This window comes from Oxalicibacterium flavum (assembly GCF_014635065.1).
Lineage (GTDB): Bacteria > Pseudomonadota > Gammaproteobacteria > Burkholderiales > Burkholderiaceae_D > Oxalicibacterium > Oxalicibacterium flavum.
Map to the genome: position 1 here is coordinate 54,109 of NZ_BMCG01000006.1, position 15,219 is coordinate 69,327.

At 62.4% G+C, this 15,219-nt stretch carries 13 protein-coding genes; 5 read left to right on the forward strand and 8 right to left on the reverse strand.

From position 1 onward, the window contains the following. Window positions 1–32: 32 nt before the first annotated feature. A complete protein-coding gene (gene hrpA / locus IEV38_RS14020; protein WP_188397161.1) occupies window positions 33–3,995 on the forward strand; it encodes an ATP-dependent RNA helicase HrpA in 3,963 nt (1,320 codons plus the stop codon). A gap of 119 nt (window positions 3,996–4,114) precedes the next feature. Here hrpA and IEV38_RS14025 read toward each other — a convergent pair whose 3' ends face one another. Further along, the gene (locus IEV38_RS14025; RefSeq protein WP_188397162.1) at window positions 4,115–4,561 is read right to left on the reverse strand and encodes a hypothetical protein; all 447 of its coding nucleotides are present in this window, start codon (window positions 4,559–4,561) and stop codon (window positions 4,115–4,117) included. A gap of 285 nt (window positions 4,562–4,846) precedes the next feature. Here IEV38_RS14025 and dcd point away from each other — a divergent pair, with 285 nt between their 5' ends. From dcd to IEV38_RS14040, 3 genes are all read left to right on the forward strand, one after another. Further along, entirely contained in the window at window positions 4,847–5,413 is a 567-nt protein-coding gene (gene dcd, locus IEV38_RS14030; RefSeq protein WP_188397163.1) for a dCTP deaminase, read from the forward strand. Window positions 5,414–5,571: 158 nt separating this feature from the next. Further along, window positions 5,572–6,168 carry a chromate transporter gene (locus IEV38_RS14035; RefSeq protein ID WP_188397164.1) on the forward strand — a complete coding sequence of 199 codons (597 nt, stop codon included), beginning with the start codon at window positions 5,572–5,574 and terminating at the stop codon, window positions 6,166–6,168. Then, window positions 6,165–6,686 carry a chromate transporter gene (locus IEV38_RS14040; protein WP_188397165.1) on the forward strand — a complete coding sequence of 174 codons (522 nt, stop codon included), beginning with the start codon at window positions 6,165–6,167 and terminating at the stop codon, window positions 6,684–6,686. Before IEV38_RS14035 ends, IEV38_RS14040 begins: the two co-directional genes overlap by 4 nt. Before the next feature lie 21 nt (window positions 6,687–6,707). On the opposite strand, the gene IEV38_RS14045 is transcribed toward IEV38_RS14040, so the two are convergent. The 7 genes from IEV38_RS14045 to IEV38_RS14075 form a co-directional block, all read right to left on the reverse strand. Then, complete coding sequence (locus IEV38_RS14045) at window positions 6,708–7,160, reverse strand: PliI family lysozyme inhibitor of I-type lysozyme (RefSeq protein ID WP_188397166.1); 453 nt, start codon at window positions 7,158–7,160, stop codon at window positions 6,708–6,710. A 43-nt stretch (window positions 7,161–7,203) separates the two neighbouring features. After that, window positions 7,204–7,593 carry a DUF488 domain-containing protein gene (locus IEV38_RS14050; RefSeq protein ID WP_188397168.1) on the reverse strand — a complete coding sequence of 130 codons (390 nt, stop codon included), beginning with the start codon at window positions 7,591–7,593 and terminating at the stop codon, window positions 7,204–7,206. Between the two features lie 55 nt (window positions 7,594–7,648). Next, window positions 7,649–8,071 carry a VOC family protein gene (locus tag IEV38_RS14055; protein WP_188397169.1) on the reverse strand — a complete coding sequence of 141 codons (423 nt, stop codon included), beginning with the start codon at window positions 8,069–8,071 and terminating at the stop codon, window positions 7,649–7,651. 10 nt (window positions 8,072–8,081) lie between these two features. Next, window positions 8,082–10,337, reverse strand: a complete 2,256-nt coding sequence (locus tag IEV38_RS14060) for an arginine/lysine/ornithine decarboxylase (protein WP_188397171.1) — start codon at window positions 10,335–10,337, stop codon at window positions 8,082–8,084. Between the two features lie 164 nt (window positions 10,338–10,501). Next, window positions 10,502–10,999, reverse strand: a complete 498-nt coding sequence (locus IEV38_RS14065) for a dihydrofolate reductase (RefSeq protein WP_188397173.1) — start codon at window positions 10,997–10,999, stop codon at window positions 10,502–10,504. A gap of 31 nt (window positions 11,000–11,030) precedes the next feature. Continuing rightward, a complete protein-coding gene (locus IEV38_RS14070; protein ID WP_188397175.1) occupies window positions 11,031–12,005 on the reverse strand; it encodes a thymidylate synthase in 975 nt (324 codons plus the stop codon). A gap of 135 nt (window positions 12,006–12,140) precedes the next feature. Next, a complete protein-coding gene (locus IEV38_RS14075; RefSeq protein ID WP_188397177.1) occupies window positions 12,141–13,928 on the reverse strand; it encodes an ABC transporter transmembrane domain-containing protein in 1,788 nt (595 codons plus the stop codon). Between the two features lie 199 nt (window positions 13,929–14,127). Here IEV38_RS14075 and egtD point away from each other — a divergent pair, with 199 nt between their 5' ends. After that, entirely contained in the window at window positions 14,128–15,183 is a 1,056-nt protein-coding gene (gene egtD / locus IEV38_RS14080) for an L-histidine N(alpha)-methyltransferase (protein WP_229729061.1), read from the forward strand. Window positions 15,184–15,219 lie beyond the last annotated feature (36 nt).

Genomic DNA, 15,219 nt, shown 5'->3' on the forward strand with positions numbered 1-15,219 from the left:
GCCGGCACGGCGGCCTGTATAATCCGCCCCACATGTCCGCACCAGAATCCAGTCAGAAACCGTCCCCGTCGCGCCGCCCGCGCGGCCCCCGCAACGAACGCGCGCCGGCCGCGCCGCCGGTGCGCCATCCGCTGCCGTCGATCACCTTCCCCGAGGAACTGCCGGTCTCCGGCCGGCGCGAGGAAATTGCCCGCGCGTTGCGCAACAACCAGGTCGTCATCGTCAGCGGCGAGACCGGTTCTGGCAAGACCACGCAGTTGCCCAAGATCTGCCTCGAACTCGGCCGTGGCGAGCACGGACTGATCGGCCACACGCAGCCGCGTCGTATCGCCGCGTCGTCCACCGCCAAGCGTATCGCACAGGAACTCGGCACGCCGCTCGGCGAACACGTCGGCTACAAGGTGCGCTTCAACGACACGCTGAGCGAAGGCGCGTGGGTCAAGCTGATGACCGACGGCATCCTGCTGGCGGAGACACAGACCGATCCCCTGCTGCGCCAGTACGACACCATCATCATCGACGAGGCGCACGAGCGCAGCCTGAACATCGACTTCCTGCTCGGCTACCTGAAGCAGCTGCTGCCAAAGCGGCCGGACCTGAAAATCATCATCACCTCCGCAACCATCGATGCCGAGCGCTTCGCGCGGCATTTCACGCAGGGCGACAAGGTGCCGCCGGTGATCGAAGTGTCGGGCCGCTTGTATCCGGTGGAAATCCGCTACCGGCCGGTCGAGCAGGATCGCGTGCCGAATGCGCAGAACAACCCGAACGCGACCTCTGATGCAGCCGCTGCACGACGTTCTTCTCAGGCGGCGAAGGAGCGCAGCCAGCGCGACCTGATGGACGCGGTGGTGGATGCCGTCGATGAACTGGCGCGCATCGGCTCCGGCGACGTGCTGGTTTTCCTGCCGGGCGAGCGAGAGATTCGCGACGCCGCCGAAGCCTTGCGCAAGCACCACCCGCCGCACGTGGAAATCCTGCCGCTGTTCGCGCGTTTGTCCGCACAGGAGCAGGAACGCATCTTCAAGCCGACCAATGCGCGCCGCATCGTGCTGGCGACCAACGTTGCGGAAACGTCGTTGACGGTGCCCGGTATCCGCTACGTGGTTGACGCGGGCCTGGCGCGCGTCAAGCGTTACAGCTACCGCAACAAGGTCGAGCAGTTGCAGATCGAGCCGGTCGCGCAGTCTGCCGCCAACCAGCGCGCCGGCCGTTGCGGCCGCGTCGCCGCCGGCGTCTGCATCCGGCTGTATGACGAGCAGGATTATCTGCAGCGGCCGAAATTCACCGATCCGGAAATCCTGCGTTCGTCGCTGGCGTCCGTCATCCTGCGGATGAAGTCCTTGCATTTGACGGACGTCGAGGAATTCCCCTTCATCGAACCGCCATTGGGCCGCGCGATCGCCGACGGCTATCAATTGCTGCAGGAACTCGGCGCCGTCGATGACGACAACCGCCTGACCAAACTCGGCCGCGAACTGGCGCGCCTGCCGCTCGATCCGCGCGTCGGCCGCATGATCCTCGCCGCGCGGCAGAATGCCTGCCTGACCGAAATGCTGATCATCGCCTCGGCGCTGTCGGTGCAGGACCCGCGCGACCGGCCGATGGAAGCGCAGAACGCGGCCGACACCGCGCACAAGAAATTCGCCGACGACAAATCCGAATTCCAGAGTTACCTGAAAATCTGGAAGTGGTTCCAGGAAGCCATCGAGCACAAGAAGACCAACCGGCAATTGCAGGAAGAATGCCGCGCCAATTTCCTGTCGCAACTGCGGCTGCGCGAATGGCGCGACGTGCATTCGCAACTGTTGACCATCGTGCGCGAGCAGGGCTGGCGGCTGAACGAACTGCCGGCGACCTACGAACAACTGCATACGGCGCTGCTGACCGGCTTGCTCGGCAACATCGGCTTCAAGGCCGAGGACGAGCCTCACTATTTAGGTGCGCGCGGCATCAGGTTCCACATCTGGCCCGGCTCGTCGCTGTCCAAGAAGGCCGGCAAGTGGATCATGGCCGCAGAATTGATCGATACGTCGCGGCTGTACGCGCGCTGCATTGCGCAGATTCAGCCCGAATGGCTGGAACGCGTGGCCGGTCATCTGCTGAAGAAATCCTACGGCGAGCCGCGATGGGAAAAGCGCACGGCGCAGGTTTCGGCCTATGAACGCGCGACGCTTTACGGCCTCGTCGTCTATAGCCAGCGCCGCATCAACTACGGCCTCATCAATCCGACCGAAGCGCGCGAGATTTTCATCCGCGATGCGCTGGTCGGCGGCGATTTCGACACGCGCCTGCCATTCTTCGCGCACAACCACAAGCTGGTGCGCGAGATCGAAAACCTCGAACACAAGTCGCGCCGCATCGACGTGCTGGTTGACGACGACCTGATCGCCGCCTTCTACGACAAGCAGATTCCGGCCGACGTGGTCAACGGCATCGGTTTCGAGAAGTGGATCAAGGATGCGTCGGCCAATGAACCGAAGCTGCTCTACCTGAACCGCGACGATCTGATGCGGCACGAAGCGGCCGGCGTGACGACCGAACTGTTCCCGAAGGCGATGAACGTGGCCGGCATCGAGATGGGCCTGACCTATCACTTCGAACCCGGCTCGCCGCGCGACGGCGTCACGCTTGCCGTGCCGCTGTATGCGCTGAACCAGGTCTCGGCCGACCGCAGCGAATGGCTGGTACCCGGCATGCTGAAGGAGAAAGTGCACCTGCTGCTGAAATCGTTGCCGCAGAAGCTGCGCCGCCATTGCGTGCCGCTGCCGGATTACGCCGCCGGCTTCTGCGACCGCGTGCAGGACAAGCACACCTTCGGTCGTGGCAGCCTGCTCGACGCCGTGATCGCCGACGTGCGCGAGCAGACTACGGTGATGACCAGGACCACCGACTACAAGCTCGAAACGCTGCCGGCGCATCACTTCATGAACTTCAAGGTGATCGATGAGCACGGCCGCCAGTTGGAAATGGGACGCAACCTTGGTGCGCTGCGGTCGGAACTCGGCGGGCAGGCGCGCGAAAGTTTCCAGCGCCTGGCCGAGAAAACCGCGCCGACCGTGGCCGAACAGACGACGGCTTCGACGGGCAAGCCGGCCGCTGCGCCGGCGAAGGGCGGACAGCAGAATGCGTCAGCTTCGACCTCAGCCGAACACCAGAACCTGACCGGCTGGACCTTCGGCGAACTGCCCGAACTGCTGGAAATCCAGCGCGGCAAGCAGAAGCTGATCGGTTTCCCGGCGCTGGTTGACCGCAAGACGCATTGCGACATCGAAGTCTTCGACGATCCCGACGAAGCCGCGCGCACGCATCGCATCGGCCTGCGCCGCCTGTTTGCGCTGCAACTGAAGGAACAGCTGAAGTTCCTCGACAAGAACATCCCCGGCCTGCAGCAAATGGGCATGCAGTTCATGGCGCTCGGTTCGCAGGAAGAGCTGCGCGATCAGATCATCGAGAAGGGACTGGAACGCGCCTGCCTGCAGGAACCGCTGCCGAAGAACGCGCAGGAATTCAACACGCGCCGCGACGAAGGCAAGTCCCGCCTCGGCCTGCTGGTCAACGAGATCGCACGCCTGGCCGGCACCATCCTCGCCGAATACCATGCGTTGCCGAAGAAGCTGCAGACGGTGAAGGCGCACACGCCGGCGTTCAACGACATGCAGGCACAACTGCAAGCACTGATCGGAAAGCGCTTCATTGCCGATACCGACTACACGCAGCTATCGCATTTCCCGCGCTACCTGAAGGCGATGGCCACGCGCATCGACAAGCTGCGCGCCGATCCCGCGCGCGACGCGAAAACCATGGCCGAATGGCAGCAGGCGGCGCAGCCGTGGCAGCGGGCGCTGAAGGATCGCTATGGCGATCCGAAGATGATCGAGTATCGCTGGATGCTGGAGGAACTGCGCGTGTCGCTGTTCGCGCAGGAATTACGGACGCCGATGCCGGTGTCGATCAAGCGGTTGCAGAAGGTGTGGGAATCGATGCAGCGTTAGATGTAGCTAGGAGAGAAATCTGACGGCGATATTTTGATCAATGAACACGACTTCTTTCTGTTTCCATAAGGTCGTGTTGCGCGATCAATTCTAAAGGCCAATATTGGATGGTAGCGAGATTATCTTATATTTGCTTTATAAGTCATTTCTTCCAGTAGAGTTTCCTTTCGAAAGCTATCCTGATCATTGAGTGAAAGTTGATTCCAGTTTTCTTCGATATATCTGACTGCCGCAATTTGTTGTTCGATAAACGTGGCGCCTTGTGTCTCCATATTGGCAGCTAAACCGAACAAAACTGCTGATGCATCTGGAGACATGAATCCTCTGACGGCATAGGTTAAAGGCACGGTAGTTTTACGAATAAGTGCGAGCACCGCATTTGTAAACTGACGTTCTTTGTCGTCATTTTTGAGCCACGAAGGCACGCTGTTTTTCTGTCCTTGCGCGATGCTGGCATCGAGATCACGAACTGCTCTCAAATAATCGATGTGGTTTTTACGTGATTTTCCTTTGAGTATGGAATATATGACGAAGGATAAAATCACAATAATGGCGAATGTAATCATATTGGAATAATAGCTTTTGATAAGAGATGCACCAAAGCGGCGAGCTTAACAATTTTCTGGGAGTCCCACAACGTTCAAGGCTGTTCTTCCTTTCGGGCGAATAAGTAATCCAAAGGTTTGGGTGTTTTTATCGTTAAAAAGTTATTTTCTTTGTTCACGGCGTTGTAAGTCATGTGGAACGATGCGACGCTTAGGAGGGATATTGAGACTGGTAGGTGTTTCTCTCTTAAGAGTTTCGCGTAAAATTGCCAGATTCCCCTCAACCCTCGACGCAAAGCAAAGAATATGTCCATCAAATCCGACAAATGGATACGCCGCATGGCGGAGCAGCACGGCATGATCGAACCGTTCGAACCGGGACAGGTGCGCGAGGCGAACGGACAGAAGATCGTTTCCTACGGCACCTCGTCGTATGGCTACGACATTCGCTGCGCGGACGAATTCAAGATCTTCACGAACATCAATTCGACGATCGTCGATCCGAAGAACTTCGACGAGAAATCGTTCGTCGATTTCAAGGGCGACGTCTGCATCATCCCGCCGAACTCGTTTGCGCTCGCGCGCACCGTCGAATACTTCCGCATTCCGCGTACGGTGCTGACGATCTGCCTGGGCAAATCGACGTATGCGCGCTGCGGCATCATCGTCAACGTGACGCCGTTCGAGCCGGAATGGGAAGGCTATGTGACGCTGGAATTCTCGAACACGACGCCGCTGCCGGCGAAAATCTATGCCGGCGAGGGCTGTGCGCAGGTTCTGTTCTTCGAGAGCGACGAAGTCTGCGAAACCTCGTACAAGGATCGCGGCGGCAAGTACCAGGGCCAGCATGGCGTGACACTGCCGAAGACCTGATCATCCATCAAACGCCGTCCATGTGACGGCGTTTTGTTTTGCGCCGTACAGCGTGACGTATTGCGACATGACAGCATTCCTTCCACCGTTTCATCCGGACGTTTCCCTGATATGACCCGCCGTTGGACACCATGCCGGCAGGCGCGTAACCTTTGCGCATGAAAGACACTCCCGAATCGACAGAGGCGACAGGCGAATCCGCATTGCCGGAGCCGGCGCATGCGCCGCCACCGACCACGCAACAGTTGTTTCTCGGTTTTCTCGGCCTTGGCATGATGGCCTTCGGCGGTGCGCTGCCGCTTGCGCATCGCATGCTGGTCGAGCAGAAGCGCTGGCTCAGCGAGGACGAGTTCACCGAGATGCTCGGGCTGTGCCAGTTTCTGCCGGGCGGGAACATGATCAACATGTCGGTCGCGGTCGGCATGCGTTTTCGCGGCGTGCGCGGTGGCATCGCGGGTCTGCTGGGACTGATCGCGGTGCCGTCGATGACGGTGGTGCTGCTCGGCGTGCTGTACCAGCGCTACCAGAACGATCCGCAGGTCGAGCACATGTTCGCGGGGCTGGCTGCGGCTGCGGCCGGCCTGCTGGTGGCGATGGCGATCAAGATCGTGCGGCAGTTGCGCGGCGGCTTGCCGACGATTGCGGTGGCGCTCGTCAGCTTTGCGGCGATTGCCTTGCTGCGCCTGCCGCTGTTGTGGACCATGCTGGTGATGACGCCGCTCAGCATTTTGCTCGTCTCGAGGCTGCGCAAATGATGCAGACCCTGATCGCGCTGGCGCTGATCTTTTCCGAACTTGCCTTGCTTGCCTTCGGCGGCGGCAATACGGTACTGCCGGAAATGCAGCGGCAGGTGGTGGACATCCACCACTGGATGACGGCGCAGGAATTCAGCGCGCTGTTTGCCCTGAGTCAGGCTGCGCCGGGGCCGAACATGATGATCGTGCCGCTGATCGGCTGGCACGTGGCGGGCTGGGCCGGCTTCGTGGTGACATCCGTCGCCAAGTTCGGTCCGTCCTCGATCCTCACGATGATGGCGCTGCATGCATGGGGACGCTACAAGGATCATCCGTGGCGGCGTCACGTGCAGGCCGGGCTGGTGCCGGTGACGGCGGGCGTGGTCGCGGCCAGCGCGGCGCTGATCGCGCATGCATCGGACCACAACTGGTGGCTGGCGCTGATCACGGCGTGCACCGCCTTGCTGTCATGGAAGACGCGGCTGCATCCGCTGTGGCTGCTGCTGGGCGGCGGTCTGGTGGGATTGCTGGCGGGCTAGGGCAGTCGTCGCTGCCAGGCCTCAACGCCGCTTGCCGCGCTTGCGCTTGAGCACAAGGATGGGGTCTTGGTCGGCCGGCAGGCCGGCGATCGAGGATACCAACCGCAGGGTCTTGCCATGCGGCGCGAAGGCGTCGGCACTGATGAAGCCGCCGCTGCCCGTATAGCGCACGATCACCACGATTTCCGGCTTGTTGTCGCCGTCGATGTCCTCGAAGCGCAGCGCATCGACCACGCCGTTGCGCGTGTGGACGATACCGGCTACGAAGCGGTCGTAGGGATAGGCCGGATCGTTCTTTGCATACAGCCGTACCGCGTAGCTGCCGATGCTGCGCGGTTCCAGATCTCCTTCCGCCACTACTACCGCCTGACCCGTATGCGGCAGTACGCCATGCTTGACGACGCGCTGTGTATCGATCGCAAGGGCAGTGGTACTGAAAATCAGGCCGAGAAGAAATAGCGGAATTCTGCGCATCGTTATGCTCTTTGGAGGAAGACGGGACGACGGGTATTGTAGGTCATCCGGCGATCTTCGCGCCGTGTTTGGCGAGCAGCGTGCGCAGGATGGAGCGGTGGCAGTGCGCCTCGTCCTCGCAATAGCAGCCGACCGAGAAGTCCGTCGTGTGCGACAGAGCAGCCAGCAATTCGATTGCATGCTGGCTGTCCGGCGCGCTCATTTCGGCGCGATAGCGGTTGAAGAAGGCGCGCCAGTCGGCCGGCGTCCTGGCCTGATGCGCGAACTTGAGCGTTTCCGGCGACGGCGCCAGATTGGGAAACCAGACGTCGTACCAGTCCTGTTCCGCAAACTCCGATTTGGGAATGCCGCGCGGCGGGCGCCGCACGGTGCCTATGCGTAGGCCTTCATTGGGCGCGCGGGCGCTGCCCAGCCTGACGATGCGTACGGCCATGATGCCTCCTGACGATTGCGAGCGGAACGAACGGTCTTCATGACCTTACCGCAATTCAGTCGGGCAGGGCGAACTGCGGGTTCCAGACGACTTCCCATACGTGACGGTCGGGATCCTGGAAGTAGCCGGCGTAGCCGCCCCAGAACGTGGCGTGCGCCGGCTTGACGATAACGGCACCGGCCGCCTCGGCTTGCGCCATCACGGCATCGACTTCTTCGCGCGAGGCGACGTTGTGGCCGATGGTGCAATTGGTCGGGCACGGTGGCGTGGCGGGTAGTCCCGTATCGTGCGCAATACTGGCACGCGGCCACAGCGCGAGCTTGAGTCCTGCCTGCAGATCGAAGAAGGCGACCGCGCCGTGCGCAAACTCGGTGCCGACGATACCTTCCGTCGGCAGTCCCAGTCCATCGCGGTAAAACACCACCGCGCGTTCGAGATCATCGACGCCCAGCGTGATGACCGAGATGCGCGGTTTCATGACTGCGCTCCTATTGCTTCACGCAATCGACAAAGTAGCCGCGCTTGCCGTCCACCTCGCGCGTGACGAGGCCGTGCACGTCGGTCTCGAAGCCCGGGAATTTTTCGTTGAAGTCGCGTGCGAAGCGCAGGTAATCGACGATGGTGCGATTGAAGCGCTCGCCCGGAATCAGCAGCGGAATGCCCGGCGGGTACGGCGTCAGCAGGATGGAAGTCACGCGGCCTTCGAGGTCGTCGATGGCGACGCGTTCGATCTCGCGGTGCGCCATCTTGGCGAAGGCGTCTGACGGTTTCATTGCAGGCTGCATGTCCGACAGGTACATCTCGGTCGTCAGGCGCGCCACGTCGTAGGCCTTGTAGAAGTCGTGAATCATCTGGCACAGGTCGCGCAGGCCGACCAGTTCATAGCGCGGGTTGGCGGCGGCGAACTCGGGCAGGATGCGCCACATCGGCTGGTTCTTGTCGTAGTCGTCCTTGAACTGCTGCAGCGCGGTCAGCAGCGTGTTCCAGCGGCCCTTGGTGATGCCGATGGTGAACATGATGAAGAACGAGTAGAGGCCGCATTTCTCGACGATGACGCCGTGTTCGGCCAGGTACTTGGTGACGATGGAAGCCGGAATGCCCGATTCGCCGAACTTGCCGTCCAGCGACAGGCCGGGCGTGACGATGGTGGCCTTGATCGGGTCCAGCATGTTGAAGCCGGGTGCGAGGTTGCCGAAGCCGTGCCAGTTGTCCTCGGCACGGATCATCCAGTCCTCGCGCGAGCCGATGCCGTCCTCGGCGAAGTTGTCCGGGCCCCAGACCTGGAACCACCAGTCCTTGTCGCCCCATTCGGCTTCGACCTTGCGCATGGCGCGGCGGAAGTCGAGCGCTTCGAGGATGCTTTCCTCGACCAGCGCGGTGCCGCCCGGCGCTTCCATCATGGCGGCGGCGACGTCGCACGAGGCGATGATCGAATACTGCGGCGAGGTCGAGGTGTGCATCAGGTAGGCTTCGTTGAAGGCATCCTGGTCGAGCTTCACGCTCTCGGATTCGCGCACCAGGATCTGCGAGGCCTGCGACAGGCCGGCCAGCAGCTTGTGCGTCGATTGCGTCGAGAAGATCAGCGACTTGCTGGCACGCGGACGGTCCTTGCCGATCGCATGCATGTTCTTGTAGAAGTCGTGGAAGGTCGCGTGCGGCAGCCAGGCTTCGTCGAAGTGCAGGGTGTCGATCTCGCCGTCGAGCATGTCCTTCAGCGTTTCGACGTTGTAGATCACGCCGTCGTAGGTCGATTGCGTGATGGTCAGGATGCGCGGCTTCTTGTTGACGGCTTCGCGCGCGAACGGGTTGGCCTCGATCTTCTTGCGGATGTTGTCCATCGAGAATTCGCTCAATGGAATCGGGCCGATGATGCCGAGGTGGTTGCGCGTCGGCATCAGGAACACCGGGATCGCGCCGGTCATGATGATCGAGTGCAGGATCGACTTGTGGCAGTTGCGGTCAACCACTACGATATCACCGGGCGCGACGGTCGAATGCCAGACCATCTTGTTCGAGGTTGAGGTGCCGTTGGTGACGAAGTAGCAGTGGTCGGCATTGAAGATGCGCGCCGCATTACGCTCGGACTTGGCGACCGGGCCGGTGTGATCGAGCAGTTGGCCGAGTTCCTCGACCGCATTGCAGACGTCGGCGCGCAGCATGTTCTCGCCGAAGAACTGGTGGAACATCTGGCCTATCGGCGACTTGAGGAAGGCGACACCGCCCGAGTGGCCGGGGCAGTGCCACGAGTACGAACCGTCCTGTGCGTATTCGACGAGTGCGCGGAAGAACGGCGGCGACAGGCTGTCCAGATACGACTTGGCTTCGCGGATGATGTGGCGCGCGACGAATTCCGGCGTGTCCTCGAACATGTGGATGAAGCCGTGCAGCTCGCGCAGGATGTCGTTCGGGATGTGGCGCGAGGTGCGCGTCTCGCCGTACATGTAGATCGGGATGTCGGCGTTCTTGTGGCGGATTTCCTCGACGAAGGCGCGCAGCGACTTCAGCGCGTAATCGGTTTCCTCGAACGAGCCGGCGCCGAACTCCTCGTCGTCGATCGACAGGATGAAGGCCGAGGCGCGCGACTGCTGTTGCGCGAACTGCGACAGATCGCCGTAACTCGTCACGCCCAGCACTTCCATGCCTTCCTTCTCGATCGCTTCCGCCAACGCGCGGATGCCGAGTCCGGACGTGTTTTCGGAACGGTAGTCTTCATCGATGATGACGATGGGAAAACGGAATTTCATGAAGTCTCCAGCAAGGCGGATGGCAGGGCGCGGCGCGGTTCAGGGGCGCCGTTTGGAAAAAGCGAATTTTCGCAGATATGGACCGCGAGAGGGGGAAAACTGCCACCCTGTGTGCGAAGTTCCACACTCTAGGGCGGCATTGTGACTGCCGGGTGACAAGCTGCTTATGCCTTGGGCGCGCGGCGGTCGTAGGTGACGTAGGCGTAGTCGAATCCGGCGGCGTCGGAATGATGCGATTCGCGCGCCGTTTCCTGCCAGACGGTCGGGTCGATGGCCGGGAAGAAGGCGTCGCAGTCGAAGGTCTTGGCAATGTGCGTGACGACCAGGCGATCGGCTACCGTCATGGTGTCGGCAAAGATCTGGCCGCCGCCGATGATGAAGGCCGTCGCGTCGCCGACCAGTGCGATTGCCGCGGCGATCGACGTCACGGCTTCCACGCCGTCATGCTGCCATTCGGCATTGCGCGTGATGACGATGTTGCGGCGGTTCGGCAGCGGGCGGCCGATCGAATCGAAGGTCTTGCGGCCCATGATGATCGGATGGCCGGAGGTGGTGCGCTTGAAATGCGCGAGGTCTTCCGGCAGGTGCCAGGGCAGCTGGTTGTTGATGCCGATGCCGTTGTGGGCATCGACGGCGACGACGAGGGTCAGGTGTGCGGGCATGAGGTCAATTACCTGGTTGTCACTTCAATTCTCAAACCGCCATCGGTGCCGTCAACGGCGCATGATGCTGATAATCTTCCAGCGAGAAATCCAGCGGTTCCAGTTTCTCCAGCCATTCCGGTTCAAATCTGCCAGTCGCCGCGTAATCCGGAATCCGGTCCGACAGCACCAGCCGCGGCGACGGATACGGCTCGCGCTGCAACTGCTCCTTCAGCATGTCCAGATGGTTCTCGTAGATGTGCGCGTCGCCGATGAAATAGGTGAGCCAGCGCGGCGTGTAGCCCGTCAGGCGGCCGACCACGTGCAGCAGGGCGGCGGCTTCGGCCAGGTTGAAGGGCGCGCCGAGGCCGATGTCGTTGCTGCGGATGTACAGGCACAACGAGATTTCCTTGGTCGTCGCGTTCGGGATGAACTGGTACAGCAGGTGGCAGGCCGGCAGCGCGATGGCGTCGAGCTCGGCGCAGTTCCAGCCGTGGAACAGGATGCGGCGGCTGCCCGGATTCTTGATGATGGTGTCCAGGCATTCGCGCAACTGGTCGATCGCCTTGTACAGCAGCACCTTGTCGGTGCCCTGATCCTTGACCACGCCGACCACGCGGAAGCCGCGCTGCTGCGCATCCTGGATCTGCGCCTTGCGGTCGGACTCGATCAGCTTGTAGGCCGGCCATGCGCGCCACTGCACGCCATAGACCGGACCCAGGTCGTCCTCACCGAGGCGGTAGGGATTGGCCAGCCATTCGGCGTTTTCGTTGGCGTTCTGGTCCCAGACCTTGCAGCCGAGTTCGCGGAAATCCGCGGCGCTGCGCGAGGCGCGCAGGAAGCCGACCAGTTCGCCGATCACGGATTTGAACGCGAGGCGCTTGGTGGTGACCGCCGGGAAGCCGTCCTTCTGCAGATCGAAGCGCATCATGGCGCCCGGAATGCTGATGGTGCGGATGCCGGTGCGGTTTTCCTGCCAGGTGCCGGTATCGAGAATCGTACGTACCAGGTCCAGATACTGCTTCATAGTGTGATCTTTATGTGTGATCCGTGATGGGGGACAGCCGGCGCGGCGCCGCTGTAAAAGCCCGTATTTTACCGTCAATGTTACCGTCAACGCGGAGCCGGGCGCGGCGCATCGGGACTATGGATCGGCGCCGCCTCAGGCGTGGCCGAACTGCAGCGCCGCCAGTCCCGCGTACAGGCCGCCGGCGGCGACCAGCGACGCATGCGTGCCGCTTTCGACGATGCGGCCGTGCTCCATCACGATGATGCGGTCGGCGCGCTGTACGGTCGCCAGCCGGTGCGCGATGACCAGCGTGGTGCGGCCGACCATGGCCGCTTCCAGCGCACCTTGCACCAGGCGCTCTGATTCTGCATCGAGTGCGCTGGTGGCTTCGTCGAGCAGCAGTAGCGGCGGGTTCTTGAGCAACGCGCGCGCGATTGCGATGCGCTGGCGCTGGCCGCCGGACAGGCGTACGCCGCGTTCGCCGAGGAAGGATCGATAGCCTTCCGGCAGGCGCTCGATGAATTCGTGGGCCGCTGCCATCTTCGCCGCCGCGATCACCTCCGCATCGCTGGCGCCGGGGCGGCCGTAGCGGATGTTTTCCATCGCATTGGCCGAAAAGATCACGGTGTCCTGCGGCACGATGCCGATGGTGTCGCGCAGCGTGTGCAGGTCGAGCTGGCGGATGTCGATGCCGTCGAGTTCGATAGCTCCTTCCTGCGGATCATAAAAGCGCAGCAGCAGCTGGAACAGCGTGGTCTTGCCGGCGCCCGAAGGGCCGACGATGGCGACTGTCTCGCCGGCGTCGATCGCGACCGACAGGCGCGACAGTGCCGGCGTCAGCGGCCGTGACGGGTAGTGGAAGGTAACGTGGTCCAGCGTCAGTGCGGCGCCGTTGGCGCGGCGCGGCGGCAGCTTGAGCGGCGCGGCGGGTGAGGAGATCGGCGACTGCACTTCCAGCAATTCCATCAGGCGCTCGGTGGCGCCGGCCGCGCGCTGCGCATCGCCGAGCACTTCCGACAAGGCGCCGACCGCGCCCGCTACGATGGCCGAGTACAGGATGAACTGGCCCAGCTGGCCGGCGCTCATGCTGCCGTCGATCACCGCATGCGCGCCCAGCCACAGCACGAAGACGATGGCGCCGAAGATCAGCAGGATCGCGATCACCGTCAGCAGCGCGCGGGCGCGGATGCGCCGCACTGCGGTGCCGAAGGCGTTCTCGACGGTGTGGCCGAAGCGCTGCGCCTCGATGCTTTCGTGCGTATAGGCTTGCACGGTCGGCATCGCATTGAGAATCTCGCCGGCCAGCGCCGAGGCATCGGCCACGCGATCCTGCGAATCGCGCGACAGCGAACGCACGCGGCGGCCGAACAGCACGATGGGCAGCACGACCGCCGCCAGCATCACGATGATGATGGACGACAGCTTGATGCTGGTCACGAACAGCATCACCAGGCCGCCTGCGAACAGCAGCGCGTTGCGCAGCGCCATCGAGATGCTGGTGCCGATCAGGGTCTGGATCAGCGTGGTGTCGGTGGTCAGGCGCGACAGCACCTCGCCGCTCTGCGTGGTCTCGAAGAATTCCGGGCTTTGCGTGACGACGTGCGCATAGACCGCGCTGCGCACGTCGGCCGTCACGCGCTCGCCCAGCCACGACACCGCATAGAAGCGTGCGGCGGTGGCTATTGCCAGCACGGACGCAACGCCGAACAGCGCAAGGAAATAGGTATTGATGTGCGTGGTGCTCTGGATGCCATTGGCGCCGAAGCCGAGATCGATCATCTGGCGGAATGCATACGGGATCGCGAGCGTGGCGGCGGCTGCGACCAGCAGGGCGATGCCGGCCAGCACGATCTGCACGCGGTAGGGGCGCAGGAAGCGTGTCAGGCCGCGCAGCAGGGCAAGGCTGCCCTTGGATTGTTCTCGGGTGGGACGCGGAGTCATGAAGGCGTTTCTGTTTGGTTCTGTTTTATTGTTGCCTGCCCGGATTGCCGGACGTGGAAGTGCGTTTCCGCACATCGCCGCGGCGGGCAAAGCGCATAGAGTAGCACCTGATACGGTTTCGTTCCGGCATCGGAGCGCAGGCGAACCGGCCGGCGACTTCTTGACGGGCGGAAATGCACTCAAAGGAGAAGGGGCGCGCATGCACGTGACAGACAGGCCGGCAGCCAGGGTGCAGCCGGCAAAGACCGACCGGTCCCGCTACATGAGCGGGGCGGCGGGACGTGAACGCAGCTTGAGCCAGTTCATCCAGTTGGCCGAAGGCAACCCGGCGCAGGCGAAGGAAGAGTTGCTCGCCGGACTCAGCGCCGAGCACGCCTACACCTCGCCCAAGTACCTGTACGACGCACTTGGCTCCAAGCTGTTTGAGGCGATCTGCGAACTGCCCGAGTATTACCCGACCCGCACCGAGGCAATGATCTTCGACCGCCATGCGGCCGATATCGCCGCCACTGCCGGCACCGGCAGCACGCTGATCGATCTGGGCGCCGGCAATTGCGCCAAGGCGGCGCGCCTGTTTCCCTTCCTGCAGCCTTCACAATATGTACCGATCGATATCTCGGTCGAGTTCCTGCGCGATGCGGTCGAGCGCCTGCAGCATCAGTTCCCGCAGATCGCGATGGCCGGCATCGGCATGGATTTCTCGAGCGGGCTGGCGCTGCCGCCGGCCGTGCATCGCCGCAACCGCCTGTTTTTCTATCCGGGTTCGTCGATCGGCAACTTCACGCCCGAGCAGTCGCTCGCCTTCCTCAAGCGCGTGCATGCGGCCTGCGTGCACGATGGCAGGGCGGATGGCGGCATCCTGATCAGCGTCGATCTGGTCAAGGAAACGGAAATTCTCGATGCGGCGTACGATGATGCACTAGGCGTGACGGCCTCGTTCAATCTCAACCTGCTGCTGCACCTGAACCGCCTGCTGGACACGGATTTCGACCTGCGCCAGTGGCAGCACCGCGGTTTCTTCAATGCCGAGCAGAGTCGCATCGAGATGCACCTGGAAGCGCGTTCGCCGCAGACCGTGCGCTGGCCTTCGGGCGTGCGCCGCTTCGAGGCCGGCGAGCGCATCCATACCGAAAGCAGCTACAAATACACGCGCCAGAACTTCACGACGCTGCTGGCGCAGGCGGGATTCGAGGACGTCACGGTCTGGACCGACCCGCAGGAATGGTTCATCGTCTGTCACGCTCGCGCAGGGTAGCGCCCGCCGCCTGATCCATTCGCCACACATCCTGCC